Genomic DNA, 26,315 nt, shown 5'->3' on the forward strand with positions numbered 1-26,315 from the left:
CATCATGCCGTAAAGCTAGAATCACAAATAGTGAATAATTTAAACAAACTTAGTGACGATAAGAGAATAACTAATGGATCTCACCCAGCTACGAATGTTTTGCTGCGTGGCAGAAACCGGGTCTGTCGCGCGGGCGGCCGAACAGCTGCACCGTGTGCCCTCCAACCTGACCACCCGTCTGCGCCAGCTTGAGGTCGAGTTGGGCAGCGATCTGTTTATTCGTGAAAAACAGCGTTTACGCCTGTCGGCCATCGGCCATAATTTTTTAAGTTACGCGCAACGTATTCTGGCGCTAAGTGATGAAGCCATGTCGCTGAGTCACACCGGTGAACCTGCCGGGCAGTTTATGCTGGGGGCCATGGAAAGCGCGGCGGCAACGCGCTTACCGACGCTGCTTGCCGCTTATCATCAACGCTACCCACAGGTGGCGCTGTCATTGACCACCGCCACCTCGGGGGAAGTGATTGACAGTGTGCGCGCAGGCAGGCTGGCGGCGGGTTTGGCGGATGGGCCGATAGATGACAACGACCTGAATGGCTGTATCGCCTTTCGGGAAAGACTGGTGATTATCTCTCCGTTGGGCGAAGCACCGATGGCGGATCTGCCGGGACGACCGGGACATACGGTATTTGCCTTTCGTCCCAGCTGCTCCTATCGTCAACGTTTAGAAAATTGGTTGAAGCATGCCGGTCTGCATAGCAATAACACCATGGAGATCCAGTCCTATCACTCGATGGTGGCCTGCGTCGCCAGCGGTGCCGGTATCGCCATGTTACCGTACAACCTGTTGGCGCAGCTGCCGGGATACGAACGGGTACAGGTTAACGACATAGAGGACCAGTTTGCCGATACTGCCACCTGGCTTTTTTGGCGTCGCGATGCCTTTGGTGCCAATGTGCGCGCACTCAAGGAGCTGATCCTGACGCCAAGCAGCCCATCAAATTTAATAAATCTAATGGAGACAGCAGATGAGCACCTCGATTGAACTTCTTGAAGAACACCGGATGTTTGGTGGCTGGCAGCAGCGTTACCGTTATTTTTCCAGCAGCCTGCAAAGCAGTACAACCTTTAGCCTCTATCTGCCGCCGCCGCGTGATGACAATCCGCCGCCGGTGGTTTACTGGCTATCGGGCCTGACCTGCAATGATGAAAACTTTACCTTGAAAGCCGGGGCACAGCGCGTGGCTGCCGAGCTGGGGTTGCTGCTGGTGATGCCAGATACTAGTCCGCGCGGCGAGGATGTGGCGAATGACGAGGGTTACGATCTGGGGCAAGGGGCCGGATTTTATCTGAATGCCACCCAGGCACCGTGGGCCGCCCACTATCGCATGTACGATTATCTGATCGACGAGCTGCCGCAACTGCTGCAGGAACATTTTAATATCAGCGATCGTCAGTCGATTATGGGCCACTCCATGGGGGGACACGGTGCCTTGATGCTGGCACTGCGCAATCCGCAGCGTTTCCGCTCCGCCTCGGCCTTTGCACCTATTGTCAATCCTGCTCAGGTACCCTGGGGAAGAAAGGCCTTTAGCGCTTATCTGGGGAGCGATGAGAGCCAGTGGTTGCAGTATGACAGTTGTCATTTGCTGGCGTCATTACCTGCCGGGCAGGCGACCTTCCCGATTTTGGTCGATCAGGGGGACAGCGATCAGTTTCTGGCCGATCAGTTACAACCTGCCAAACTGGCAGAAATCGCCCGTGAGCGCCACTGGCCGCTACAGCTGCGCGTGCAGCCTGGTTATGATCATAGTTATTTTACTATTGCCAGTTTTGTGGAGGATCATTTGCGGTTTCATGCGGGGTATTTAGGGGGATGACTTAAAGGGCAATTTTTGGTTTTAACGTCAACTTCAAGGTCAACTTCAAGGTCAAGGTCAAGGTTAAGGGCATTCGCTGCGCTCACTGGGCGGCGGCCCAGACCGCCCAAAGGAGGCGAAGGCGCGCCTCCTTTGGAATCCTGCGCCTTGTCCAAATTGATAAGTGTCGTGCCCTCGGTTCGAGTTCTTTCCAGTGACTTCTGTGTGTGGCCTAAACCACGCCGCTTCGCGGTCCCTTCACTCGGTCGCGAGCCAAAAGCGTCTCGCTCCACGTCGCTCAGCGTAGGTTTTGAATCGGCCAGGAAACATTTAAAGCAAAACCGGCAACATTAAAGGTCAACGGCGAAAGATAAAAAGATAGAAAGATAAAAAGATAAAAAGTTTGCCGCTGAAACGGCACGGTGTGCATAGTTTGCTGGCACATTCAGAGACGGCGCCGCGCGAAGAGGAGGGAGACGCTTTTGGCTCCCGACCGAGCAAGGGGACTGCGCAGCAGCGCGGCTCGTGCCACGCTCGGAGTCACTGAAACATAGCCGGTAATAGGCAGCAGACGAATCAAAGACACCAAAAGGCCCAGGATTGTTAAGGAGCGGGCCAGCGCTCCTTAACTCGGTTCGGCACAGCGGGTTAAGTTGCCACCGCTATTATAAAACCGAAACAGCTCCTCATAGCCCATTGGTTTTTAAAATAGAAAATTGCCATTTAAGACCTCAACCTGGGATCAAGCGCATCCCGTAACCCATCCCCCAACAGATTAAAAGCCAATACGGTTAAAAATATCGCCAGACAGGGAAAGATGGCGACATGCGGGGCCATCACCATATCCGCACGGGCTTCATTGAGCATTGCGCCCCACTCCGGCGTTGGTGGCTGTGCGCCCATACCCAAAAATGACAAACTGGCAGCAGTAATGATCGATGTGCCAATACGCATGGTGAAATACACCACTATCGAAGATAAGGTGCCGGGCAAAATATGCCGAAAGATAATAGTGGCATCAGACGCGCCAATGCTGCGCGCCGACTCAATATAGGTCAGGTTTTTTAGCACCAGCGTATTGGCGCGTACCAGACGGGCAAACGCCGGGATACTAAAAATCGCTACCGCTATAATAACATTGGTCATGCCGTTGCCCATCAGCGCCACCACGGCAATCGCCAACAGGATGCCCGGAAAAGCAAACAGCACATCACAGATACGCATGGTCAGACGATCCCACCAGCCTTCATAGTAACCGGCCAATAAGCCGAGTACCGTGCCAATAATCGCCCCTAAAATAACCGACAATACCCCCGCCGCCAGCGATATCCGCGCCCCCATCAGAATGCGACTAAAAATATCACGCCCCAGCGAATCCACACCCAACCAGTGGATCAGCGACGGTCCCTCGTTTAAACGGTCGTAATCAAAATAGTTTTCAGCATCAAAAGGTACCAGCCAGGGTGCCAGGATCGCCGCGACAATCAGCAACAGCACAAAAACACCGGCCACCAGAGCGATATGCTGTTTGGCAAAACGGCGCAAAAAAGCGCGCCATGGCGTGTGGACCCGCTGACTCTGGCCGTGCGGCGTCACCAATGGCAGGGTTGCCAGCGCGGCTTTACGTCGCCAGTTTTTCATGCGCTTGCTCACTTGTATCGAATAGAAGGATTGATGACGGCATACAGCATATCCACCAGCAAATTGATCAGGATAAATTCCAGCGAAAACAGCAACACTTCCGCCTGGATCACCGGATAGTCGCGCATCTCGACCGAGTCGATCAGAAGTCGCCCCAGCCCCGGCCAGTTAAACACCTTTTCCACCACAATCGATCCGCCGAGCAAAAAACCGAATTGCAGCCCCATCATGGTGACCACCGGGATCATGGCATTACGCAGACCGTGTTTTACCACCACAAAAAACTCGTGTACCCCTTTGGCGCGCGCGGTACGCATATAGTCTTCCTGCATCACTTCAACAAAGGAGGCGCGGGTAAAACGGGCCATAATCGAGGCTACCGCCGCACCCAGCGTCAGTGACGGCAATATATAGTGACGCCAACTATCGGCACCGACGGTGGGCAACCAGCCGAGATTGACCGAAAAAACCTGCATCAACAGCATGCCGAGGGCAAACGCCGGGAAAGAGATGCCGGAAACCGCCAGCGCCATGCCCAGACGATCGGGCCAACGATTTCGCCATACCGCTGACACCACGCCGATGGTCAAACCGAATACCACCGACCACAGCATGCTGGTCAGCGTCAAATAGAAGGTAGGTAAAAAACGCGAGCTGATTTCGTCAATAACCGGGCGTTTTGAGGCCATGGAATGACCAAAATCACCGTGCAGCGCACGCTGGAAAAAAGTCAGAAATTGCTGCCATAAGGGTTTATCCAGTCCCAGATCCTGACGAACCAGCTCAACCACGCCGGGATCGGCGTCCTGACCGGCCATCAATCTGGCGGGATCGCCTGGCAACAGATGCACAAACAGAAACACCAATACGGCGACGATCAGTAAAGTGGGGATCAAGCCCAGCAGGCGCTTGATAAAGTAATTCAGCATAATGGATTATGGCTATTCATTGCGTCATTGATCCTTATATGGCCCCCGTTTAACACGGAGGCCATAACAAGCGAGAAATGGAGTGAACAGAAGTTACTTCACATCGGCATCCGCAAAATTAAAGGACGAGTCCGGCATAACATAAAAACCGCTCAGACGTTTGTTATTGGCTGAAAGCAGACGCTCGGTAGCCAAAAATGCCCAAGGCGCATCGGCCCAGATATGATCCTGGGCATCTTTATACAGCTTGCCTTTGCTGGCGCTATCCGTGGTATTCAGAGCATCGGCAAGATCCTTGTCCACCTGCGGATTGCTGTAAAAAGCGGTATTAAACTGTTTTGGCGGCGCAGACTGGCTGGCAAACAGCGGCGTCAATGCCCAGTCTGCTTCGCCGGTAGATGCCGACCAGCCAGTATAGAACATACGCACACCTGACTCTTTTTGTCCCACGTTTTCGACCTGTGCGGCACGCTGTGCAGCGTCAAATGCGGTCACCGTGACTTTAATGCCCACCTGAGCCAGCTGCTGCTGAGCAAACTGCAACACTTTCTGCGCGGTGCTGGAGTTATGTGAGGACCACAGCGTGGTGGTAAAACCATCCGGATAACCGGCTTCTTTCAGCAACTCACGCGCTTTAGCTGGATCGTAAGGCCACGGCTGATATTTTGCCGAATATTGGATACCGGCAGGCAAAGGACCTTCTGCCGGCACCGCATAACCGGCAAAGGCGACTTTAATTAACGCCTGTTTGTTGATGGCGTAGTTAATGGCCTGACGTACTTTCAGATTATCGAAAGGTTTTTGCGTCACGTTAAAACTGATATAGCGCTGCAAAATCGACGGCGAAGCCACCAGGCTTAGCTTGCTGTTTTTTTCCAGCAACGCCGCCTGCTCATAAGGCACCGGGAATGCAAAATCCGCTTCGCCGGTTTGCAGCATGGCAGCACGGGTGTTGTTATCCACTACCGGACGCCAGGTAATGGTGTCCAGCTTAGGCTCGCCTTTTTGCCAGTAACCGTCGAATTTCTTCACTTTGACAAAATCGGTCTGATTCCATTGTTCCAGGGAATAAGGACCGGTGCCCACCGGATGGAAACCGATATCTTTGCCGTATTTGCCAAGGGCGGTCGGCGAAATCATCACCGCAGAGGGATGCGCCAGGTTATTGATAAATGCCGAGAAAGGCGCCTTTAGCTCAACCTTCACCGTATTGGCATCAACCACGTCGGTTTTGGCGATCATCTTGAACAAATTATAACGCTTAAGATGATTGTCGGGATTGCTGGCACGATCGAGGTTGGTCTTGACAGCCGCCGCATTAAAATCGCTACCGTCCTGGAAATGGATCCCCGGATGCAGCTTGATGGTATAAGTCAGGCCGTCCGGGCTGACGCTATAGCTGTCGGCCAGCACATTAATCAGCTTCATATCCTTGTCAAAACCAAACAGGCCCTGATAGAAGGACTTGGCCACCGCCTGAGAAAGAGTGTCGTTGGCATCATAGGGGTCAAGGGAGGTGAAGTTCGACCCGACGGCAATCACTACGTCCTTCGCTGCCCAGGCTGAGCCAGAAGCCAGGCTGCCAATGATCAAGGTCGCCAGTGCCGCTCGACGCATCGTTTTCTGCTCAATCCTCAATGTCTGGATCATCATGGTTCCTTTTCTGTAATTACCCTGTCAATAAACGCTGGCAATGGTATGACGGGCGACAAAGTGCCCCTCAGAGACTTTTACCAGCGGTGCAATAATAGGTTCATTGCCCAGCGGACGGATCGGGCTGGGCACTTCATCGACCAACAGTGGCTGCTCTACCCTTATATGCAGGGGATTGGCCACCGGTACCGCTGCCATCAACTTGCGGGTATAGGCATGCTGGGGATTTTCAAACACCGCAGCGCGCGGGCCAATCTCGACAATCTGCCCAAGATACATTACCGCCACCCGGTGGCTAATACGTTCCACCACCGCCATATCGTGGGAGATAAACAGGAAGGCAATACCCAGTTCCTTTTGCAAATCCATCAATAAATTAACAATTTGCGCCTGGATGGAAACGTCGAGTGCCGACACCGACTCATCTGCAATCACCACTTTGGGATTGAGCGCCAAAGCGCGGGCAATGCAGATACGCTGCCGCTGTCCGCCGGAGAACTCGTGTGGATAGCGCTGGGCATGCTCGGGCAGCAAACCGACCTTTTGCAATAACCAGGCTACCCGTTCCCTGGCCTGCTGGCGGGTGCCGATGTTATGCACCAGCAAGGGTTCCATAATGGAATAGCCGACGGTCAACCGTGGGTCGAGCGAAGCGTAAGGGTCCTGGAAAATAAACTGAATATCGCGACGCAGATGCTGCAGCGCCGGTCCCGACAGCTGGCCGGGATGCTCGCCGTCGAACATTGTCTGGCCATTAAAGATCACCGAACCGCGCTGACTTTCTACCAGACGCAACAACGAGCGACCGGTGGTTGATTTACCACAGCCGGATTCGCCCACCAGCGCCAGCGTTTCACCCGGATAAAGGTCGAAACTGACCTTTTCCACCGCGTGAACATAGCGGGTAACACGATTAAGCCACCCGCTACGCAGAGGGAAACGAGTAACCAGATCGCGCACCTGCAGGATCGGTGCTGCGCCCGGGATCAACGTCGTCTGGATCAAGGTTTCGCTATCGGCCGCCTCGCGGTGCCCCGTGGAGTCAAGCAATGGAAAACGCGCAGGCAAACGGGTGCCTTTCATTGCCCCCAGTTTGGGTACGGCAGCCAGTAGCGCACGGGTATAAGCATGCTGCGGTGACGAAAACACACGGCCAACCTCGCCGACTTCTACGCTTGCTCCCTGATACATCACCAACACGCGATCGGCGATTTCAGCCACGACGCCCATATCATGGGTAATAAAGATCACCGCCATCTGCATCTCTTTTTGCAGTACGCGGATCAGTTGCAGAATCTGTGCCTGGATAGTGACATCCAGCGCGGTAGTGGGTTCATCGGCGATCAGTAATGCCGGTTTACAGGAAAGCGCCATGGCGATCATCACCCGCTGACGCATACCGCCGGAGAGCTGGTGAGGAAAGCTGTCGAGAATATTATGGGCTTCCGGGATGCGCACCAGTTCCAGCATGCGCAACGCTTCGGCGCGAGCCGCTGTCGCATCTTTGCCCTGATGCAGGCGCACCGACTCGGCGATCTGCTCACCCACCGGAAACACCGGATTAAGCGAGGTCATGGGCTCCTGAAAAATCATCGCCATATCGGCACCACGTAACGCGCGCATCGATGACTGACTGGCCGCCGTCAGATCCATCACCTGGCCATTGCGCCGACGAAAGGCTATTTGCCCGCCGTCGATCCTGCCACCGCCCTGCTCCACCAGACGCATCAGCGCCAGCGAGGTGACCGACTTACCGGAGCCGGATTCACCGACAATCGCCAGGGTTTCGCCACGCTTGATCTCAAAAGCAAGATCGCGCACCGCCTGGATAGTCTGGCCTTCATGCTCAAAGTTTATACTGAGGTTACGTACCGACAGGACCTGATCCTCAGCTAAGGTCAACGCTGTTGAAGGCTGCGCCTGGGGTAAGCTATGACTCATCACCACTCCTTGATCATTAAGGCTCCCTAAGATTGCCAGCCGATATTTTCAATCTGTCGGCTGGCAGGCCGGGTTATCGATAAATTGCCACTTTCGGCATCTGACCCACATGGCCATAGCCGCGATACATGCCTTCACTGTTAAAAGGCAAACAGACATTGCCGAAACGGTCGATGGCAATCATGCCGCCGGAGCCTTCCAGCGCCACCAGTTTTTCCATCACTACCTTGTCGCTGGCCTGCTGCAGCGTCATACCCGCATAGTCGATCAACGCCGCTACATCATAAGCAGCGAGCGTACGCATAAAGACTTCGCCGGTGCCGGTACTGGATATCGCCACCGTGCGGTTACTGGCATAACAGCCGGCACCAATAATCGGCGTATCGCCAACGCGCCCGGCCTGCTTATTGGTCATACCGCCGGTGGAGGTGGCTGCAGCCAGATTACCGAAAGAATCGAGGGCAACGGCACCTACCGTGCCAAATTTGCGATCGGCATCTAAAGGATCGTCGGAAACCGGGGCAGCAAGGGCTGCGGCATCGTGATCGAGCATTACGCCCTCACTGGCCTTGGCGCGCTGCAACTGATCAAAACGTTCCTGAGTAAAAAAGTAGTCTGCCGCCACCATCTCCTGGCCATGCTGACGGGCAAAGTCTTCCGCCCCCTGACCGGTAAACATCACATGCGGGCTATGCTCCAGTACCTGGCGTGCGGTGAGGATCGGATTGCGGATATGGCTGACACAGCTGACGGCCCCGGCGTCGAGGGTGCGACCATCCATAATACAGGCGTCAAGTTCATGAGTTCCCTGATGGGTCAGCACCGCGCCGGTACCGGCATTAAATAAAGGACACTCTTCAAGTAAGCGCACAGCTTCGGTCACCGCGTCCAGCGCGCTGCCTCCGGCTGCCAGTATCCCCTGACCTGCACTGACAATCTGTTCCAGCGCTTGCAAATAGTGACGTTCTTTTTCTGCACTCATTGCTGCTCGGGTAATAGCACCCGCACCACCGTGGATAGCAATTACCGCAACAGCCGGCTGTTGCTCAGTAGAAGAAATCGTTGCGTTCATTGAATATGGCACCCTTGTGTTCAACCAGTCCGGGAAAATAGCATCGAATTTCGACTATATTTACCCCCCAAGCCTAAGTAAAGCTGAAATTTAAATCCAATAAAATGAAGTAGCTGGCTTAGAACATTTAGAGAAAATATCAGAAAGGATGGCATAACGCGGGCAAGCAGGAGGTGAAATTAGTGCGCAAAATAATGCTGGTGTCGTCAGAAAGAGCGGTACCTCACTGATCGGTTGGCCGCAGCGGCTTGCTCACATTGGTGAGGCCGCCAGCGCAGCGGTCTGGCAACCAAGGAGCACGCCAGTCAGCTATGAGAAACCCGCTGTAAACTATTGATCCAGCCATAAGTTGTCGCGGTTTCTACACGCCTGGCACGGCCATGACGCCGCTGAATCAATCCTTTGTCCTGCATTTCACTAAGATCGCGACGGATAGTTTCGAGGCTCACCTCTAACCACAAGGCTAAATCGTTGACCTGAACCACTTCATGTTGATCCACCAATTTGAGTATGGCCTGATGGCGGTTTTTTTTCATCACGATGTAACTCCTGACGCAGTAGACAAATTATTGTGATTTACATCACAAAACTGCCGGTAATGATACGCCGGAGAAAAGATCATTTTTGCGATCGATCTCATTTTTTTGAAAGATTTTTGCTTTTTGTATATTTATTCAGACATTTTTTGGCTGCGGTTTTTTCTTAAATACTGGCCATTATCAGCAGACAGACAATAAACGGCATTGTGCGGTTTTCATTGGGTTCATTTGGGCGCACCTGGCTTTCTCTGGCATAATAAAAGAATGATTTGTCACGTTGACCGGCTCCCCTTTCAGGCCATTCTCGCCTGTCCTCAGCCGCTATAAATAAGGTTTAATGATGGAAAAGACGTTCACCTCTGGCCTGCTGTCACTACAAGAAGCGCTGGATAAAATGCTGTCGCAGACCACACCGATGACAACCCGCGACGCCCAATGGCTACCTCTGACTGACTCTGCAGGCCGCATCACCGCCAATCCAGTCCTGTCACCGATTTTTGTGCCGCCGTTTGATAACTCGGCAATGGACGGCTATGCCATCCGCATGGCAGATTACCAGCAAAACCGTCTGTTTCCTGTGGCGGGTAAAGCCTTTGCCGGTCAGCCATTTAGCGGCGAATGGCCTGTCGCCAGCTGCATCCGTATTATGACCGGCGCGCCAGTACCCGCAGGTGCCGATGCAGTGATTATGCAAGAACAGGCCGAAGAGACCCCGTCGGGAGTGCGCTTTACTGCTCAGGTTAAAGCGGGACAAAATATTCGTTTAATCGGGGATGATATCCGCGAAGGCCAGGAAGTGCTGGCCGCCGGTGTGCGCCTGGGTGCCGCACAGCTACCATTGCTGGCTTCATTGGGCATTGAGAAAGTACAGGTCAACCGCCGGCTGAAGGTCGCGGTGTTCTCCACCGGTGATGAACTGCAACCGGTGGGAACGCCGTTGCAGGCTGGACAAATCTACGATACCAACCGTTTTGCCGTGCATCTGATGCTCGATCAACTGGGTTGTGAAGTGCTGGATCTGGGCATTATCCGCGACGATCCGGCGGCACTGCGCCAGGCGTTTCAACAGGCGGATAGCTATGCCGATCTGGTGATCAGCAGCGGCGGTGTCTCGGTGGGTGAAGCGGATTACACCAAAACCATTTTGGATGAGCTCGGTGAAATCGGCTTTTGGAAACTGGCGATCAAACCGGGTAAACCTTTTGCCTTTGGCAAATTGCACAATGCCTGGTTCTGCGGCTTGCCTGGCAATCCGGTCTCGGCAGCCCTCACTTTCTATCAGTTGGTGCAACCGCTGATCGCCAGACTGTCGGCGCAAAGCGACTGGAGTTTACCGCCAAGATTGCGCGCCAAAGCCACCACTCGCTTTAAAAAAACCCCGGGCCGACTCGATTTCCAGCGCGGTGTTTTCAGCCATAATGCCCAGGGCGAGTTGGAAGCCCGCAGCACCGGCCATCAGGGGTCGCATGTTTTCAGTTCCTTCAGTCTGGCAAACTGTTTTGTGGTGCTGGAACGCGAACGCGGTGATGTTGCCGTCGGCGAATGGGTTGAGGTTGAGCCATTCAATGCGTTATTAAAGGACTGAGTCGATGAGCTTGCCAGAACTGAGTGATGCCGAAAGCCTGCGCTACAATCGCCAAATTGTGTTGCGCGGCTTTGATTTTGACGGTCAGGAAAAACTCAAGGCCAGCCAGGTACTGATTGTCGGTCTTGGTGGCCTGGGTTGCGCCGCCGCGCAATACCTGGCGGCGGCAGGCGTCGGCACGCTGACGCTGGTGGATTTTGACAGCGTATCGCTGTCCAATCTGCAACGGCAAACGCTGCATAGCGACGCCCGTCTGGGGATGAAAAAAGTGGCTTCGGCAGCCATCGCCCTGGCGGCAATCAATCCGCACATTGCCATACAGCAAATCAGTCAACAACTGGACGATGCTGCCCTGTTGGCCGCGGTCAAAAACAGCGATCTGGTGCTCGATTGCACCGACAATGTCGAGACGCGAAATCAACTGAATCAGGCCTGCTTTACACTGAAAAAACCGCTGGTTTCCGGCGCGGCGATCCGTATGGAAGGACAGATCAGCGTCTTTACCTACCAGCAAGATGAACCCTGCTATCGCTGTCTGAGCCGGTTATTTGGCGAGCAGGCGCTAAGCTGCGTCGAGGCAGGCGTGATGGCGCCGTTGGTGGCAACGATTGGCAGTCTGCAAGCCATGGAAGCCATTAAGCTGCTGACGCACTATGGTGAGGTCAAAACCGGGCGATTGCTGATGTTTGATGCGATGACGCTGCAGTTTCGCGAAATGAAGTTGGCAAAATATGCTCACTGCGAAATTTGCGGGCATTAAAACGAAGTCGGGTACAGGGAAGCGTGTTCCCTGCACCCGATGTGCGGCGGAGGTGATTAGCTGTTAATACCCTGGCTGCTCAGATAATCTTCATAATTACCGGTAAAGTCAGTGATTTTAGTCGGTGTCACTTCAATCACACGGGTCGCCAGTGAACTGACGAACTCCCGGTCGTGAGAAACAAAGATCAAGGTACCTTCGTACATTTCCAGCGCCATATTCAGCGACTCAATGGATTCCATATCCATATGGTTGGTGGGTTCATCCATTACCAGAATATTAGGTCGCTGCATCATCAGCTTGCCAAACAGCATACGGCCCTTTTCACCACCGGAAAGCACTTTGACTTTTTTCTTGATATCGTCCTGACCAAACAGCAAACGACCAAGAATACCGCGTACCGCCTGCTCGTCGTCTTTCTCGGACTTCCACTGACTCATCCAGTCAAATACGTTCATGGTATCGTCGAATTCGTATTCGTGATCCTGCGCGTAGTAACCGATATTGCAGTTTTCAGACCATTTGACAGTGCCGTTGTCCGGTTGCAGATCGCCGACCAGGGTTTTCAGCATGGTAGATTTACCCACGCCGTTAGCGCCGAGGATAGCAATTTTCTCGCCCACTTCCATCATCAGACTAAAGTCTTTGAACAGCGGCGTACCATCAAAGCCTTTGCTGAGTTTTTCAACTTCCAGCGCGTTACGGAACAGTTTCTTATCCTGTTCAAAACGGATATAAGGGTTTTGACGGCTTGAAGCCTTGATTTCATCCAGCTGGATTTTATCAATCTGACGCGCGCGTGAGGTGGCCTGCTTGGATTTGGAGGCGTTAGCACTAAAACGGCTAACAAATGACTGCAACTCGGCAATTTGCGCTTTCTTCTTGGCGTTATCCGCCGTCAGACGTTCACGCGCCTGGGTGGCCGCGGTCATGTATTCATCGTAGTTACCTGGGTAAACGCGCAGTTCGCCGTAGTCCAGGTCAGCCATGTGCGTACACACCATATTCAGGAAGTGACGGTCATGGGAAATAATAATCATGGTGCTGTTACGTTCGTTTAGCACCTGCTCAAGCCAGCGAATGGTATCGATGTCGAGGTTGTTGGTTGGTTCGTCGAGCAACAGAATTTCCGGGTTGGAGAACAGTGCCTGCGCCAACAATACGCGCAGTTTAAAACCCGGGGCAATTTCGCTCATCGGACCGTAGTGCTGCTCGACGGGAATGCCCACGCCCAGCAGCAGTTCACCGGCGCGGGATTCTGCGCTGTAGCCGTCCATCTCACCGTAGGCGACTTCCAGATCGGCCACTTTATAGCCGTCTTCTTCGCTCATTTCGGCCATGGCGTAGATTTTATCGCGCTCTTCTTTGACTTCCCACAGTTCGCTATGGCCCATGATCACGGTATCAAGGACGCTAAAGCTTTCAAACGCAAACTGGTCCTGGCGAAGTTTACCAAGACGTTCATTGGGATCGAGCACAACGTTACCCGCGGAAGGCACCAGATCGCCCCCGAGGATTTTCATAAAGGTCGATTTTCCACAGCCATTTGCACCGATCAAGCCATAACGGTTACCACCGCCAAACTTAACGGAAATATTTTCAAATAGCGGCTTGCTGCCGAATTGCATGGTGATGTTATAAGTACTAAGCACAGCGCTCGCTCTTCAGTGTAATTAAAATTGAGATACTCGCTAGATTTCAGGGTGCAGCAATGCGGCATCGTAACTTATCGCAGTAAGGGACTGGCGTGAGTTACGGCGATCAACGCAACGGCAACGTGAAAGATGAAAAGTATCAAATGTGACTTGGCGCGCATTATGCCATAACGGCGGCAAGAGATCGTGCGAAGTTTTGGTGAATTATTGCGCTTCCCGGGTAGGCGGCGTCATTGAGAATAATCGAAATTAGCCGGCCAGTCTGGCAAAACGGCATGGCAGAAAACATTTTTTGCCATTACAGGCACAACGGCCGTCATCAACATCTGGCGAAGCTTGCCTGGTGACGAATATAAAAATAAAAACCGCCGCCATAAAATCACTTATGACGGCGGTCTGAAACGGTATTAAGGAGCAGGAGGTTAGAAGTTATAACCGATCACTGCATAGTAGCCCCAGCCGGTGGATCTGACGTTAAAGTCGCCATCGCCAAAGTTCAACTGACTGCCTTCGGCCCACTGTCCGCCGTTATGGAAGTAACGCGCCACCAGTGAATAGTGCCAATGAGCATAGTTGAGCGCCAGAATATGGCTGGACGCAATGGCGTTGTTAGTGCGCGCCGTGTTGCCGTTATCCGCCAGATCCGAACCCCAGTCAAAGTTGGTAAAGCCGATATAACTGACGTTGCCGCCCAGAGCCTGGCCTAACGGCAGGAAATACTTCACTTTAAAACGGTAGCCGTCCCATTTGTTTTCATTGGCAGCACCGTAGTTTTTACCCTGGTATTTGGCGTAGACATTGAGGGACAAATTCAGTGGCGTGTAAGTATTGACGTCGGTGCCTAGCCCCATATACCAGGTGCTTTGGCTATTGGCGTGATTTGGCCCCATATCGTAGATATAGTTATTGGCGAAATACCACTCTTTAAACGGACCAAAGCTCAAGTCGGTACCGGTCAACTTGTCGATAGAGAAACGCGGTTCAATTTCGGTAAAGACCGGCGATCCTGCTTTACGGTCCCAGACACCGACATCATTGCCATTGCCTGCACCAAAGAATTTTGGCACATCGACGTAACCATAAAAATCAAACCAGTCTTTATGGGCGAAAGCTTCGTATTCGAGGTAGACGTCGTTATTGAGATGGGGCCCAAAACGGGTGTGGTAGCTGCCCACTACGTTGGCGCTCTGATGCCACCAGTCGGAAACGTATTGATCCTTGGCATCATCAGCAAGCGATTGCGCGCTGTAAGATGAAGCGATAAGTACACCTGCTATTAAGATTTTAGTTTTCATGTAGTTACCAGAAGCAAATAGAAAGATGGCTCCCTGCCAGATAAGGAGACCCTTGGATGTAGCAAAACAATATGCCGCAGTGTCGGCGACAGCCGTTGGCACTGTCTTAACATCTGTTGAAAATGCTGCTGCATTCCGGGCAATCACTCGTCCATCTGGACGTACCCATCGGAAAATTCTGCAAGCAGCCAAATAGTCGCTACTTAATTATCGACTTGGTCAACATTTGTCAATTTCAGTTTCATCTTGATACATAACTTATGTGATTCATGTCACATAAAATTCATCTTTTTATGCTTCTGGTGTGATCTCAGGAGGCGCTGACCTTAGCGGACTGGTTACTGCGATAAATTAACCATAAGGCTACCGCCAGGCAGAAAATGGCGGCAACACGCTGCCAGGAAAAAGCAATTGGCGGATTATCCAGCCAGCCGAAATTATCAATCAGCATGCCCATCGACAACTGTCCGAGGATCACGGCAACGGTGGCGACTGCGGTACCAACACGTGGAACGGCGGTGACCATAATGATGATATAGGGCACACCAAACAGCGCGCCCATCAGTTGCCATTTCGGTACAGTAAGCAAGGTGGCGGCATGTGGAGTTTGCACAAACAGGATCAATAAACCGGTGATCAGCGCGCCAAGGCTAAAGGTCAGAAATGCACTTCTCATCACCCCCACCTGCGCACCCAGTTTACCGTTAATCGCTGCCTGTACGCTCAAGGCCGCACCGGCGATAATCGCCAATATAATCATGATAATTTCAGTCATTTTTTTCTCGTTATTGAGTAAACAATCGGCCACTACCAGGCTATCAACACTAACGCGGCGACAATAAATAACAGAGCCAGCAGGCGTTCGCGCCCCACCGGCTTGGGCTGGGTAGCAAACCAGCCGTAGTGGTCAATCAGCAGGCTTTTTGCAACCTGACCAGAGAGAATGCCAATCATGGTCATGCCAATTCCAATCACTGGCGTGGCCAGCGTCAGCACGATAACGTAGACCGGCCCAAGAATGCCGCCAAGTAGTGTCCATCCCGGCTGCGAGGTATATGCCGGAGCGCCACGCGGGCTAAAAAACAGCACCAGCAGCAAGGTCAGTGCCGCCCCGACGCCAAAGATACTCATCGTCGCCCACAGTTGCCCGACTTCGCTACCGAGCGGACCAATAAGGCCAGCTTCGACTGACAACCCCATACCGCCGAGAACGACTAATAAAATCAATATGATATTCATGGAAAACGCTTACCCCAGGGTGATAACAATGTTCCGCCGGTAGCAGAAGGCCACCGGCAGCAAACAGCAGGCGACTATACAGTGGCGCTTCATTGCGTAAAACCGGATAATAGGGAAAATACTTTTGCGGAAAACGCACAAATGGAAGCTTTCAACCAGCTCAGTATCAAATCGTTGCGTCTGTTGGTGGCCATCCTGGAACACGGCAGTTTTTCAGAGGTAGCACGGCGTGAAGGTATGTCGCCCTCAACGGTGTCGCGTACTATTCAACAAATGGAGCTGCTGCTGCAAACCCAGTTGCTCTATCGCAATACCCGTGCCGTGGTGGCAACCGAAGCCGGGCAACTGCTGGGCGTGCACGCCAGGCGGATTATGGAACAGTTGGAGGAAGCCGCCGAGGGGCTACAGGAAAAAGAGTCCGATCCCCGCGGGCGGGTGCGCATCAATGCGCCGGTGGTGTTTGGCCAACGTCATATTGCACCCTGGTTATACCAGCTCAGTGAACGTTTTCCGCATCTGCAAATTGAGTTGATGCAAACCGATGATTTTATCGATCCCTTGCAGGATGCTACCGATCTGCTGATCCGTATTGGCGCGATGAGTGATTCGACCTTACAGGCCAGAACGTTGGCGCAGCAGCAGTTTCGTCTGGTGGCCAGTCCGGCCTATTTGCAACGTCACGGCACACCGGCCGATCCGCAGGCGCTATCGCAGCATAGTTGTCTGGTATTTAAAGGTTTTGCCGGTTCACAGCGCTGGTTTTTCCGGCAAGGTGACCAGGCCTGGCAGGCTTATAGTTTTCGCGGTCCCCTGACCGGTAACAATGCGGAAACCCTGACCCAGGCCGCCATCGACGGTATGGGTTTTGCCCTGTTCCCGACCTGGCTGGTGGGTGAAGCGTTACATCAGGGACGCCTGGTGTCGGTGCTTGCCGATTATCAGGTATCAAATTCTCTGGAGCCGCAAACCATCTCAGCCGTTTATCCCAATAGCCGTCGGTTGTCGAAGAAAGTGCGGACGGTGATTGATTTTTTGGTGGAGAAGTACGGGGAGCCGGCTTACTGGGATCAGGGGATGGCTTAAATGTCAATTTTTGGTTTTAAAGTCAACTTCAAGGTTAAGGTCAAGGTCAAGGTCAAGGTCAACTGCATTCGCTGCGCTCACTGGGCGGCGGCCCAGAGCGCCTTTATAGCTTAAAAGTCAATTTTTGGTTTTAAAGTCAACTTCAAGGTCAAGGGCATTCGCTGCGCTCACTGGGCGGCGGCCCAGACCGCCCAAAGGAGGCGAAGGCGCGCCTCCTTTGGAATCCTGCGCCTTGTCCAAACTGATAAGTGTCGTGCCCTCAGTTGTAGTTCTTTCCAGTGACATCAGTGTGTGGCCTAAACCACGCCGCTTCGCGGTCCCTTCACTCGGTCGCGAGCCAAAAGCGTCTCGCTCCACGTCGCTCAGCGTAGGTTTTGAATCGGCCAGAAAACATTTACGGCAAAACCGGCAACATTAAAGGTCAACAGCGAAAGATAAAAAGATAAAAAGATAAAAAGATAAAAAGATAAAAAGACAATTTTGCCGCTGAAACGGCACGGTGTAGATAGCTTACTGGCACATTCAGAGGCGGCGCCGCGCGAAGAGGAGGGAGACGTTTTTGGCTCCCGACCGAGCAAGGGGACTGCGCAGCAGCGCGGCTCGTGCCACGCTGGGAGTAACTGAAACATAGCCGGTAATAGGCAGCAGACGCATCAAAGACACCAAAAGGCCCAGGATTGTTAAGGAGCGGGCCAGCGCTCCTTAACTCGGTTCGGCACAGCGGGTTAAGTAGCCACTGCAATGATAAAACCGAAACAGCTCCTCGGAGTTAATTGACTTTAAGACAACAATTGCCATTTAAGACATGCTGACTGGCACATTCAGAGACGGCGCTGCGCGAAGCGGAGGGAGACGCTTTTGGCTCCCGACCGAGCAAGGGGACTGCGCAGCAGCGCGGCTCGTGCCACGCTCGGAGTTGCTGAAACATAGCCGGTAATAGGCAGCAGACGCATCAACAACACCAAAAGGCCCAGGATTGTTAAGGAGCGGGCCAGCGCTCCTTAACTCGGTTCGGCACAGCGGGTTAAGTGGCCACCGCTATTATAAAACCGAAACAGCTCCTCATAGCCCATTGACTTTAAAAAAAGAAAATTGCCATTTAAGCTAAAACCGATACAACTCCTCGGAGTTAATTGACTTTAAGCCAAACCGGTACGACGTACATAGCTAGTTGGCACATTCAGAGACGGCGCCGCGCGAAGCGGAGGGAGACGTTTTGGCTCCCGACCGAGCAAGGGGACTGCGGAGCAGCGCGGCTCGTGCCACGCTGGGAGTGACTGAAACATAGCCGGTAATAGGCAGCAGACAAATCAAAGACACCAAAAGGCCCAGGATTGTTAAGGAGCGGGCCAGCGCTCCTTAACTCGGTTCGGCACAGCGGGTTAAGTAGCCACCGCTATTATAAAACCGAAACAGCTCCTCTAAAGCCAATTGATTTTAAAGGCACAAATTGCCATTTAAGCTAAAACCGAAACAACTCCTCATAGCCCATTGACTTTAAAAAAAGAAAATTGCCATTTAAGCCCACCCCGATACAGCTCCTCATATCCCATTGAATTTTAAGTAATAAATTGACTTTTAAGCCAAACTTTAAGCCAAATTTTTTACTTAAAAATCCCCCCGAATTTCCGCCCGATGCACATCCCCACTTTTCACTCCGGCATGATCCATCTTCTCCTGAGCCTCGGCGAGATCCTCAGCGTCAATCTCCAGCGTCTCCTGATCGCTGCCCTCAAGCGGAGTAAACGCCAGCTCGACCATAATGGGAAAATGATCCGACCCCATCGCCTCCAGCCGTTTCATCTCCACCAGCGTAAAATCCCGGCTATGAAAAACATGATCCAAAGGCCAGCGCAAGAAGGGATAGCTGGCATGAAAAGTATTAAACATGCCACGCCCGCGTCTGGGATCCAGCAAGCCACTGACCTTCATAAATAACCGCGTGGTGCGCGACCAGGCAACATCATTAAGATCGCCAGTGACAATCGTTGGATAGCGGGCCTGCGCAGCCGTATGCCCCACCGCTACCAGTTCACCATCGCGATTGGTTGACTCGTCATCCTCCGTCGGGCTCGGCGGTTTCGGATGCAAACAGTGCATCACCACCTGCTGACCATCGGCCAGCTCAACGCGAAAATGCATCGACGGGATCCCTGCGGCAACCAGATACTGAATGCGTGACTTGGACAACGGCAAACGCGAATAGACATGCATGCCATATAAATTGTCCAAAGGACATTTCAGACTATGGGGATACTCGGCCTCAAGGGGGGTCATCTGCTGTTGCCACCAACTGTCGGTTTCCAGCAGCACCACCACATCCGGCTGATGGCGGCGGATAATATGCAACAGCTTTTCACTATGACGATTGGTCATCAACACATTACAGTTAATGATTTTTATACGCGGATTCTGGCTCTCCGGTGTGGTTTTTACCTGCACTCTCGCCAGACGCGTATAGGGAAAAATCCACCAGCCGTGGTAAAGCGCACAGGCTAACGAAAGGGCCACCACCAGCCAGGCCAGCGGCCCGGCGGAAGGCAGCAAACATAACTCAATCAGCAGAAAAACGACCGACAGCACCGCCATTTGTAGCCGCGGAAAATCCCAGACACGAACCCACCAGCGCTGATTACGCGACAATGGCAATAGGGTTAACAGTGTCATTATCAACGTCAGAATAGCCACCACCAGGCGAGCTCTATGCATGTTTATCTCTTATCAGGGTGCCGTCGCCGGTACATTACACCAGTTATGCTGTGCCACAATGCCGCCATCGGGCGAGGTATAACCCATGCAGCCTAAAATACTGTCGAACAGTTTTTCATGATATACCGGTGTTTTATCTTTAGCCAACTGCTGTAACTGCTGGAAACCCTGACGATTATGTCCATTGGCAAGGAACTTGTCAGAGGCCCACACCATGATCGGCACCTCGCGCTGTTCAATAGGGGCATGATCACGCGGCGTACCGTGAAAGTGCATGTTTTTGGAAATGGATTCACCGTGATCAGAAGCGTAAAAGACAATGGCATTTTTATCACGCATCTGATTTAACACCTGCTCAAGGAAGTTGTCGGTATACAGCAGTGTATTATCGTAGGCGTTGATCATTTCGTCGGTGGAGCAGGAATCATCGATGCCCATACATTCCGGTTGGTAACGGGCAAAATTACGCGGATAGCGATCCGAATAAAGATAGTGGGAGCCTTTGGTATGCAAAATGATTAGATGCTTGCCTTGAGGATGGCGTCCGATAGAGTCTTTCATCTCATCGATCAATAGCATGTCGTCAATAGGTTTTCCGGCATTGCGCTTTTCTGAAGCAATGCTTTCCCGCAGCGAGTAGTCATCAGCCTTGGTCTTGTTATAGAACCAGGCCTCACTTTGCATCGAATAGAGGTCAGAGCTGAACCCCTGACTTTTTAACAGCGAAAATACGTTCATTTCTTTAAGCGTGCGCTCGGGATTATCAGCGGCGCCGCCCATGCGGACAAACATGCAACGTAAAGAGAGTTTGGTGGAGGTATCACAGGAATAACCCTGCAAGGCGACCAGATTTTTCTCTTTATCAAGATTGGGGGTGTTGTCACGGGCATAACCATAGAGGCCCATATGGTCGCGGCGTGCGCTTTCACCGATCACAAAGACCACATAAAGATCTTTCACATCAGTTGGTGGAACGTAAGTGAAATGTTTGGCCGGATCGAAAAGGTTTTTGGTGTCTTCCGCCTGGCTGTAAGAGCTGTAGGCAAAAAGTCCCAGAGCGGAAAGCCAGTTTGACGGTGAATAAGTGCCGGCCACAACGCCGCCATAGCTGGCCATTGAACGATTATTGACCCGATCGTGCGCGTCCTGACGGTTACCCATCAATTTCAGCGGTACCCAGCACACCAGTCCAAACATAATCAGCAGGGCGAATTTGCTCGCCAGTTTTCGCCAGCGGGTTTCCAGTAGCGCGTCGCCAGGCATTTTTGCGACCCACAATAAAACCAGCGGCAGCAGGCTCAGCACCACCACCCAGAGCAAAAAGTGGTTGCCCACTGATTCTTTTGACAGATCGAAAGAATCCACTGCCAGCGCAGAGGCAAGAATGCCGTAGCCAATATCGACATTAAAAATAATCATATAGTAGGCGGCTGCTACTGAGGAAACCACCACAATACTGAGCAAAATGCGGTAGACGGTCTTGCCGGTAAAAGAGACCAGCAAAGTCAGGAAATAGACCAGTGCAAACGCTGACAACATCTCAACCATCAATGACAGGTTGTTATCATTTAATTGCTGATAGCGGCGGAAAAAAATCGGAAGGTTAAGCAAGATGCCTAAGTACAGCGCAATAAACAGTGAAATTTTCTGTTGTGATAATTCTCGTAATTTATACATCAGTAGATAAAGGCTCATTCAAAGTATTAGTATGCGTCTGCTGCACGCTCGTACCGGAGCCAAACTACTTTACCAAGAGGCTACCTCCGTTATCCCTATAAGACCCTGAAATTCGAGTTTTGGTTTCATTTCATTTATTTCAAACGATAAATTAATGTAACATATTTTACTTTTAAGATAAAAATCAATATTTTACGTATTTATTAAAATCATATTTTTTATATTTTATTGCCGATTTATTTAATCTTTTTGTGCTATGGCTGAAGTTTATGCCCAAAAAACCACCAGCCAACTTTCCAACAAGGCACGATCCCTTTGCCGCCCTCTGCAACCAGATGCTCTACGACAGAAATCTTTAATAACAAAATTGTCAACAAGTTGTTACCAACGAAGTCTGGTATATAACCTGTTTTTACCTATTATCAATAAACAGCTCACCGTCCCCCCTTTTACCCGCAGCCCATTGATTGGACTGTTTATTGAATTCCCATCTATTTTTACGACAACCACTTTGGAGCTTTTTATGATTACGTCTACACGCCTTGCCGGCCTGCTGCTGTCTTCGCTGCTGATGACCAGCGGTGCTTTTGCCGCCGATAGCGGCCACGCTATCAAACCGACGCGGGGCACCATTGATTCTGTTACCGCCACCTCCCTCTCCTTGACCACGCGCCAGGGTGAAAAACTGGATGTTAAGCTCACCGATCAAACCAAAGTTACCCAGGTGACAGAAGGTAAAATGTCTGATATCCAGCCCGACAGTTTTATTGGCACCGCCGCTGTTCCGCAGGCAAATGGCACGCTGAAAGCGCTGGAGGTGCACGTATTTGCTCCCAGTATGCGCGGCAGTGGTGAAGGTTTTAATCCATTTGAGTCTGCGGATGGCAAAATCAACACCATGACCAACGGCACTGTCGGCAAACTGGTAAACAGCAATGGTCGTACGCTGACGGTTAAATATCAAAACGGTGAAAAAACCGTTGTAGTGCCGGATGATGTCCCCGTCGTCCTGCTGGCACCAGGCGATCGCAGCCTGCTGAAACCCGGTGCGCATGTGGTGCTATTCCCGATGAAAGATGCCCAGGGAGCATTGGTCGCCAGCCATATCTCGGCCGGGAAAGACGGTGTTGTTCCGCCAATGTAATCGGTTTGCTGCAGGGAAACACCTATGCGTAAAACAAAGATTCACCCCTGGCCAGTGAGGCTATGTCACTGGATCAATCTGCCGGTGATGATTGGCATGGTGATGAGCGGTTGGGGGATCTATAACGCCGATCCTCTGTTCGCTTTTACTTTCCCGCAGAGCGCTACCTTGGGTGGATGGCTGGGTGGCAATATTGCCTGGCATCTGGCGATAATGTGGCTGCTGGCAGCCAATGGGCTGTTTTATCTGCTCTGGGGTCTGCTTAGCGGCCATTTTTCCCGCCGTTTGTTACCTGTCACCCCGACCTCGGTCTGGCAAGATCTGCGCCGGGCGCTGCGTTTTGCTTTGCCTCATTCGGCTGGCCACTACAATGCGGTGCAGAAAGTGATGTACCTGGCGGTGCTATTGCTCGGGATATTACTGGTAGTGTCGGGTTTATCGATTTGGAAACCGGTGCAATTAAGTGGACTGGTGGCGTTGCTGGGCGGCTTCACCCTTGCCCGTTATGTCCACTTCTTTGCCATGAGCGGCATTGTGCTTTTTGTGGTGATCCACCTGATTATGGTGCTGCTGGTGCCTAAAACGCTGCCGGCAATGATCACCGGTGGCAACGCCGGGGTAATCAAGAAACAGGAGCAGGTCGATGAGTGACCTACCACCGCGGCCCAAAATCATTTTGCAAGCAGACCAGCGCAAACAGCTGGCGAATATTCAGCGTCGGTTGCTGCTTAAATCAGGACTGACGCTGGGTGCTATTTCGATGCTCACCGGCTGCAATATGCAAGATGGTGATGAGGTAGATAAAGTCTTGTGGGCGATGTCTCGTTGGAACGATCGGGTACAAAGCTGGTTGTTCAGTGGACAGAAGCTGGCGCAGACTTATTCCGCAGATCAAATTACGCAACCATTCCGTTTTAACGCCTATTATCCCGAATATAATGTGCCGGAGATAGATATCCCTAACTATCGCCTTGAGGTGTCGGGAAAAGTCGAGAAAAAAGCCCCCTGGACTCTGGAGCAGTTGCGGCGTTTACCGCAAAGCAGCCAGATCACCCGGCTAATCTGCATTGAAGGCTGGAGCGCTATCGGCCAGTGGCAGGGCGTACCGCTAAAAGTCTTCCTGCAACAGGTGGGGGCCGACCTTAATGCCAAATATGTGGGATTCAAATGTGACGACCGCTACTATTCTAGCATCGATATGGCCACGGCACTCCATCCGCAAACTATTCTGGCCCTCGATTTTGGCGGCAAACCTTTGCCTCCCGACTTTGGCTATCCGCTGCGGCTAAGAATGCCAACTAAACTTGGCTTTAAAAATGCCAAACATATTGCGGCCATTTTTGTAACGGATAATAATCCGGGCGGCTATTGGGAAGATCAGGGCTACAACTGGTTTAGCGGTATCTAATGACCGGAGACGGGATAACGGGGTATTGCCCATAAAAAAACCGCCCCGAAAGGCGGTTTATGCGAATCATTGCTGCCCCGACAGGCAGCCATGGTTCGATAATTAGAAGCGGTAACCCACGCCAGCAATCCAGGTGCCAACATCAACACTGCGGATACGGCTTTGTTCGTAAGATACGTCCAGAGCAACGTTTTGCATTGGGTTGAACTGCAGACCGGCACCGTAAGAGAAACCGACATCGCTGGTGTCAGATTTCTGACGCAGTTCGGTAGACTGTGCATTCTGGTTTTCAGCAAATTTGCCGTAACCGATACCGACTACACCGTAGATGCTAGCCCAGTCGTTCAGACGGTAAGCTGGACCTGCAGTGATGCCGTAGTACTGAGCTTTATCATAAGAGTTGCTGCTCAGAGAGTGATCTTTTTCAATATAAGTAAAAGATCCGATAACACCAAGTGGGTTGCTATCTTGCTCGAAGCGATATTTCAAGTTGAAACCTTCGGCTTTGTTAGCGACGCCCTGCATATCGCCCTGAGCATAACCAGCTGTCACAGTGCTGGTATCAGCGAATGCACTTGAAGTACCTAAAGCTACTACGCAAGCTAATGCGGAAAGACATGCAATTTTCTTCATAACCACCTCAAAAAAGGGAACCAAAAATAACCTTCACCATCAAAATATAACAAAAAGCAGTGTGAAACTCTGCCTCATATAAGATGTCCAAAGCATCATAAGGTGTAACATAAAGTTTCCAACTCGTTATATCCCCTTCAATTCATTCTGTTTTTTGCCTGTAATAATATAAGGTAAACTTATTGAACTTTTTGGCATTAGCAGAAAAATCCTAATTTTTTGTGCAAATAACCAGCAATTTTTTGGGTGATTTTCTGATTAGCTCATTGAAGAGAAAGTTTTTTTTCCACTCAGCTCACACAAATGCATCATAGATCTCCGGTTGCCAGTACACTATCAGGGCTGCCAAAGTCGACCTCCCCATTGCGGGCAAAAACCTTAGCGGACAAGAAATACAAGCTCGCCAACGTCAGCGAAGCGGAAACCTCTACTCTATGGATCCATCGTCAGTGAAAAATAATCCGTCAGAAAATCAGCCTGCTAAAACGTCAATCCCGCCTTTGATGCCCGTTGTCGCCAAAGCACCCAATCCTCTGTTTGCGGTGGCGATGATCCTGATCGCCATGCTCTCTTTACAGGGAGGGGCCGCTTTGGCGAAAACCTTGTTCCCATTGGTGGGTGCACAGGGGGTAACCGCATTGCGCCTGGGAATAGGTTCGTTGATTTTGCTTGGCTATTTCCGCCCCTGGCGCCTGAGCATGCGCGGCGGCAACCTGCGTGCATTGTTCATTTATGGTCTGGCGCTCGGTTGTATGAATTACACCTTTTATCTGGCAATACGTACGGTGCCGCTGGGGGTTGCCGTAGCGCTGGAATTTACCGGGCCGCTAACCGTCGCCATGTTCTCTTCGCGACGTGCGGTAGATTTTATCTGGGTATTACTGGCGGTATTGGGCCTGTGGTTCCTGCTGCCGATTGGGCATAGCGTCTCGACCATCGACCCTATGGGGGCGTGCTTTGCGCTGATAGCGGGTGCTTGCTGGGCGGTATATATTCTGGCAGGCCAACGGGCGGGAAGCAGTTACGGGCCAGGCACGGCGGCGCTGGGATCGGTGATTGGGGCATTGATATTTTGCCCGCTGGGCATTATGCAGGCACAAAGCGGGCTGTTCAGCCTGGATATCCTGCCTATTGGGCTGGCCATTGCCTTGCTGAGTACCGCGTTACCCTACTCCCTGGAGATGATGGCATTGACGCGCTTACCCGCCAAAACCTTTGGTACCTTAATGAGTATGGAACCGGCAATGGCGGCTCTTTCAGGGATACTGTTCCTTGGTGAGCTGCTGACCCCATTGCAATGGCTGGCGCTGGCGGCAATTATTGCCGCATCGGCCGGATCCACCATGACGCTGCAAAAACGGGACAAAATCCGCGACCTCAAAGTCGATCCGCAATAATTCCATGCTGCAGTTGCCTGGCAACAGGCAACTTCGCCTTGCGGCCCCGCAGGCCACCACCCCGCACCTGATCATTCCGCCCGACCCAGTGAGTGCTGACTAACAACGCAGCCCATATGGGCGCAGCCTGCGCCAGCGAAGGTTATTGCCTGAGGC

General features: G+C 52.0%; 22 protein-coding genes. 9 read left to right on the top strand and 13 right to left on the bottom strand.

The window, feature by feature from the left end; translation table 11 throughout:
• Positions 1-73: 73 nt before the first annotated feature.
• Together ptrR and fghA are read left to right on the top strand one after the other, a co-directional pair.
• Positions 74-985, top strand: coding sequence for a putrescine utilization regulator PtrR (gene ptrR / locus GW590_RS09860; protein ID WP_169402858.1), 912 nt, complete (start codon positions 74-76; stop codon positions 983-985).
• Positions 969-1,820: an S-formylglutathione hydrolase gene (gene fghA, locus GW590_RS09865; protein ID WP_169402859.1), complete on the top strand. Its 852-nt coding sequence runs from the start codon at positions 969-971 to the stop codon at positions 1,818-1,820. The genes ptrR and fghA overlap by 17 nt, the downstream gene beginning before the upstream one ends.
• Before the next feature lie 702 nt (positions 1,821-2,522).
• Here fghA and gsiD read toward each other — a convergent pair.
• The 6 genes from gsiD to GW590_RS09895 form a co-directional block, all read right to left on the bottom strand.
• On the bottom strand, positions 2,523-3,440 hold the full coding sequence (gene gsiD, locus GW590_RS09870) for a glutathione ABC transporter permease GsiD (protein WP_169402860.1): 918 nt from the start codon (positions 3,438-3,440) through the stop codon (positions 2,523-2,525).
• 8 nt (positions 3,441-3,448) lie between these two features.
• Positions 3,449-4,369 carry a glutathione ABC transporter permease GsiC gene (gsiC, locus tag GW590_RS09875; protein WP_169402861.1) on the bottom strand — a complete coding sequence of 307 codons (921 nt, stop codon included), beginning with the start codon at positions 4,367-4,369 and terminating at the stop codon, positions 3,449-3,451.
• A 93-nt stretch (positions 4,370-4,462) separates the two neighbouring features.
• Positions 4,463-5,986: a glutathione ABC transporter substrate-binding protein GsiB gene (gene gsiB / locus GW590_RS09880; RefSeq protein WP_211186719.1), complete on the bottom strand. Its 1,524-nt coding sequence runs from the start codon at positions 5,984-5,986 to the stop codon at positions 4,463-4,465.
• 60 nt (positions 5,987-6,046) lie between these two features.
• Positions 6,047-7,963 (bottom strand): dipeptide ABC transporter ATP-binding protein, encoded by a 1,917-nt coding sequence (locus GW590_RS09885; RefSeq protein WP_169402862.1) that lies wholly within the window; start codon positions 7,961-7,963, stop codon positions 6,047-6,049.
• A 73-nt stretch (positions 7,964-8,036) separates the two neighbouring features.
• Entirely contained in the window at positions 8,037-9,035 is a 999-nt protein-coding gene (locus tag GW590_RS09890; RefSeq protein ID WP_169402863.1) for an isoaspartyl peptidase/L-asparaginase family protein, read from the bottom strand.
• 305 nt (positions 9,036-9,340) lie between these two features.
• Complete coding sequence (locus GW590_RS09895; protein ID WP_169402949.1) at positions 9,341-9,571, bottom strand: DeoR family transcriptional regulator; 231 nt, start codon at positions 9,569-9,571, stop codon at positions 9,341-9,343.
• A gap of 343 nt (positions 9,572-9,914) precedes the next feature.
• On the opposite strand from GW590_RS09895, the gene moeA reads away from it, so the two are divergent.
• Both moeA and moeB read left to right on the top strand, forming a co-directional pair.
• Positions 9,915-11,159, top strand: a complete 1,245-nt coding sequence (gene moeA / locus GW590_RS09900; protein ID WP_169402864.1) for a molybdopterin molybdotransferase MoeA — start codon at positions 9,915-9,917, stop codon at positions 11,157-11,159.
• A 4-nt stretch (positions 11,160-11,163) separates the two neighbouring features.
• Positions 11,164-11,919, top strand: coding sequence for a molybdopterin-synthase adenylyltransferase MoeB (moeB, locus tag GW590_RS09905; RefSeq protein WP_169402865.1), 756 nt, complete (start codon positions 11,164-11,166; stop codon positions 11,917-11,919).
• Between the two features lie 56 nt (positions 11,920-11,975).
• On the opposite strand, the gene GW590_RS09910 is transcribed toward moeB, so the two are convergent.
• The 4 genes from GW590_RS09910 to GW590_RS09925 form a co-directional block, all read right to left on the bottom strand.
• Positions 11,976-13,571 carry an ABC-F family ATPase gene (locus GW590_RS09910; protein ID WP_169402866.1) on the bottom strand — a complete coding sequence of 532 codons (1,596 nt, stop codon included), beginning with the start codon at positions 13,569-13,571 and terminating at the stop codon, positions 11,976-11,978.
• Between the two features lie 425 nt (positions 13,572-13,996).
• Positions 13,997-14,869 carry a nucleoside-specific channel-forming protein Tsx gene (locus GW590_RS09915; protein ID WP_169402867.1) on the bottom strand — a complete coding sequence of 291 codons (873 nt, stop codon included), beginning with the start codon at positions 14,867-14,869 and terminating at the stop codon, positions 13,997-13,999.
• A 310-nt stretch (positions 14,870-15,179) separates the two neighbouring features.
• A complete protein-coding gene (locus tag GW590_RS09920) occupies positions 15,180-15,644 on the bottom strand; it encodes a DMT family transporter (protein WP_169402868.1) in 465 nt (154 codons plus the stop codon).
• 32 nt (positions 15,645-15,676) lie between these two features.
• Positions 15,677-16,108, bottom strand: a complete 432-nt coding sequence (locus GW590_RS09925; protein WP_169402869.1) for a DMT family transporter — start codon at positions 16,106-16,108, stop codon at positions 15,677-15,679.
• Between the two features lie 141 nt (positions 16,109-16,249).
• Between GW590_RS09925 and GW590_RS09930 the strand changes: the two genes are divergently transcribed.
• A complete protein-coding gene (locus tag GW590_RS09930; protein ID WP_169402870.1) occupies positions 16,250-17,191 on the top strand; it encodes a LysR family transcriptional regulator in 942 nt (313 codons plus the stop codon).
• A gap of 1,608 nt (positions 17,192-18,799) precedes the next feature.
• Here GW590_RS09930 and GW590_RS09935 read toward each other — a convergent pair.
• Positions 18,800-19,900 (bottom strand): endonuclease/exonuclease/phosphatase family protein, encoded by a 1,101-nt coding sequence (locus GW590_RS09935; protein WP_169402871.1) that lies wholly within the window; start codon positions 19,898-19,900, stop codon positions 18,800-18,802.
• A 12-nt stretch (positions 19,901-19,912) separates the two neighbouring features.
• The gene (gene eptB, locus GW590_RS09940; RefSeq protein ID WP_169402872.1) at positions 19,913-21,577 is read right to left on the bottom strand and encodes a kdo(2)-lipid A phosphoethanolamine 7''-transferase; all 1,665 of its coding nucleotides are present in this window, start codon (positions 21,575-21,577) and stop codon (positions 19,913-19,915) included.
• Between the two features lie 523 nt (positions 21,578-22,100).
• Here eptB and GW590_RS09945 point away from each other — a divergent pair.
• The 3 genes from GW590_RS09945 to GW590_RS09955 are packed head-to-tail and all read left to right on the top strand — an operon-like array spanning position 22,101 to position 24,129.
• The gene (locus tag GW590_RS09945) at positions 22,101-22,721 is read left to right on the top strand and encodes a hypothetical protein (protein WP_169402873.1); all 621 of its coding nucleotides are present in this window, start codon (positions 22,101-22,103) and stop codon (positions 22,719-22,721) included.
• A gap of 24 nt (positions 22,722-22,745) precedes the next feature.
• Positions 22,746-23,372, top strand: a complete 627-nt coding sequence (locus tag GW590_RS09950; RefSeq protein WP_169402874.1) for a cytochrome b/b6 domain-containing protein — start codon at positions 22,746-22,748, stop codon at positions 23,370-23,372.
• Positions 23,365-24,129: a molybdopterin-dependent oxidoreductase gene (locus GW590_RS09955; RefSeq protein WP_169402875.1), complete on the top strand. Its 765-nt coding sequence runs from the start codon at positions 23,365-23,367 to the stop codon at positions 24,127-24,129. The genes GW590_RS09950 and GW590_RS09955 overlap by 8 nt, the downstream gene beginning before the upstream one ends.
• 102 nt (positions 24,130-24,231) lie before the next feature.
• Here the strand turns inward: GW590_RS09955 and ompX are convergent, their stop codons facing one another.
• Entirely contained in the window at positions 24,232-24,762 is a 531-nt protein-coding gene (gene ompX / locus GW590_RS09960; RefSeq protein ID WP_169402876.1) for an outer membrane protein OmpX, read from the bottom strand.
• Positions 24,763-25,265: 503 nt separating this feature from the next.
• Between ompX and rhtA the strand changes: the two genes are divergently transcribed.
• A complete protein-coding gene (rhtA, locus tag GW590_RS09965; RefSeq protein WP_169402950.1) occupies positions 25,266-26,159 on the top strand; it encodes a threonine/homoserine exporter RhtA in 894 nt (297 codons plus the stop codon).
• Positions 26,160-26,315: the final 156 nt, after the last annotated feature.

The organism is Rouxiella aceris (genome assembly GCF_012933545.1).
Taxonomy (GTDB): Bacteria; Pseudomonadota; Gammaproteobacteria; order Enterobacterales; family Enterobacteriaceae; genus Rouxiella; species Rouxiella aceris.

Bases quoted from the DNA above. Each gene is read 5' to 3' on its own strand.
- ptrR (WP_169402858.1), top strand. From the start codon at position 74: ATGGATCTCACCCAGCTACGAATGTTTTGCTGCGTGGCAGAAACCGGG.
- fghA (WP_169402859.1), top strand. From the start codon at position 969: ATGAGCACCTCGATTGAACTTCTTGAAGAACACCGGATGTTTGGTGGC.
- gsiD (WP_169402860.1), bottom strand. From the start codon at position 3,440: ATGAAAAACTGGCGACGTAAAGCCGCGCTGGCAACCCTGCCATTGGTG.
- gsiC (WP_169402861.1), bottom strand. From the start codon at position 4,369: ATGCTGAATTACTTTATCAAGCGCCTGCTGGGCTTGATCCCCACTTTA.
- gsiB (WP_211186719.1), bottom strand. From the start codon at position 5,986: ATGCGTCGAGCGGCACTGGCGACCTTGATCATTGGCAGCCTGGCTTCT.
- GW590_RS09885 (WP_169402862.1), bottom strand. From the start codon at position 7,963: ATGAGTCATAGCTTACCCCAGGCGCAGCCTTCAACAGCGTTGACCTTA.
- GW590_RS09890 (WP_169402863.1), bottom strand. From the start codon at position 9,035: ATGAACGCAACGATTTCTTCTACTGAGCAACAGCCGGCTGTTGCGGTA.
- GW590_RS09895 (WP_169402949.1), bottom strand. From the start codon at position 9,571: ATGAAAAAAAACCGCCATCAGGCCATACTCAAATTGGTGGATCAACAT.
- moeA (WP_169402864.1), top strand. From the start codon at position 9,915: ATGGAAAAGACGTTCACCTCTGGCCTGCTGTCACTACAAGAAGCGCTG.
- moeB (WP_169402865.1), top strand. From the start codon at position 11,164: ATGAGCTTGCCAGAACTGAGTGATGCCGAAAGCCTGCGCTACAATCGC.
- GW590_RS09915 (WP_169402867.1), bottom strand. From the start codon at position 14,869: ATGAAAACTAAAATCTTAATAGCAGGTGTACTTATCGCTTCATCTTAC.
- GW590_RS09920 (WP_169402868.1), bottom strand. From the start codon at position 15,644: ATGACTGAAATTATCATGATTATATTGGCGATTATCGCCGGTGCGGCC.
- GW590_RS09925 (WP_169402869.1), bottom strand. From the start codon at position 16,108: ATGAATATCATATTGATTTTATTAGTCGTTCTCGGCGGTATGGGGTTG.
- GW590_RS09930 (WP_169402870.1), top strand. From the start codon at position 16,250: ATGGAAGCTTTCAACCAGCTCAGTATCAAATCGTTGCGTCTGTTGGTG.
- GW590_RS09935 (WP_169402871.1), bottom strand. From the start codon at position 19,900: ATGCATAGAGCTCGCCTGGTGGTGGCTATTCTGACGTTGATAATGACA.
- eptB (WP_169402872.1), bottom strand. From the start codon at position 21,577: ATGTATAAATTACGAGAATTATCACAACAGAAAATTTCACTGTTTATT.
- GW590_RS09945 (WP_169402873.1), top strand. From the start codon at position 22,101: ATGATTACGTCTACACGCCTTGCCGGCCTGCTGCTGTCTTCGCTGCTG.
- GW590_RS09950 (WP_169402874.1), top strand. From the start codon at position 22,746: ATGCGTAAAACAAAGATTCACCCCTGGCCAGTGAGGCTATGTCACTGG.
- GW590_RS09955 (WP_169402875.1), top strand. From the start codon at position 23,365: ATGAGTGACCTACCACCGCGGCCCAAAATCATTTTGCAAGCAGACCAG.
- ompX (WP_169402876.1), bottom strand. From the start codon at position 24,762: ATGAAGAAAATTGCATGTCTTTCCGCATTAGCTTGCGTAGTAGCTTTA.
- rhtA (WP_169402950.1), top strand. From the start codon at position 25,266: ATGCCCGTTGTCGCCAAAGCACCCAATCCTCTGTTTGCGGTGGCGATG.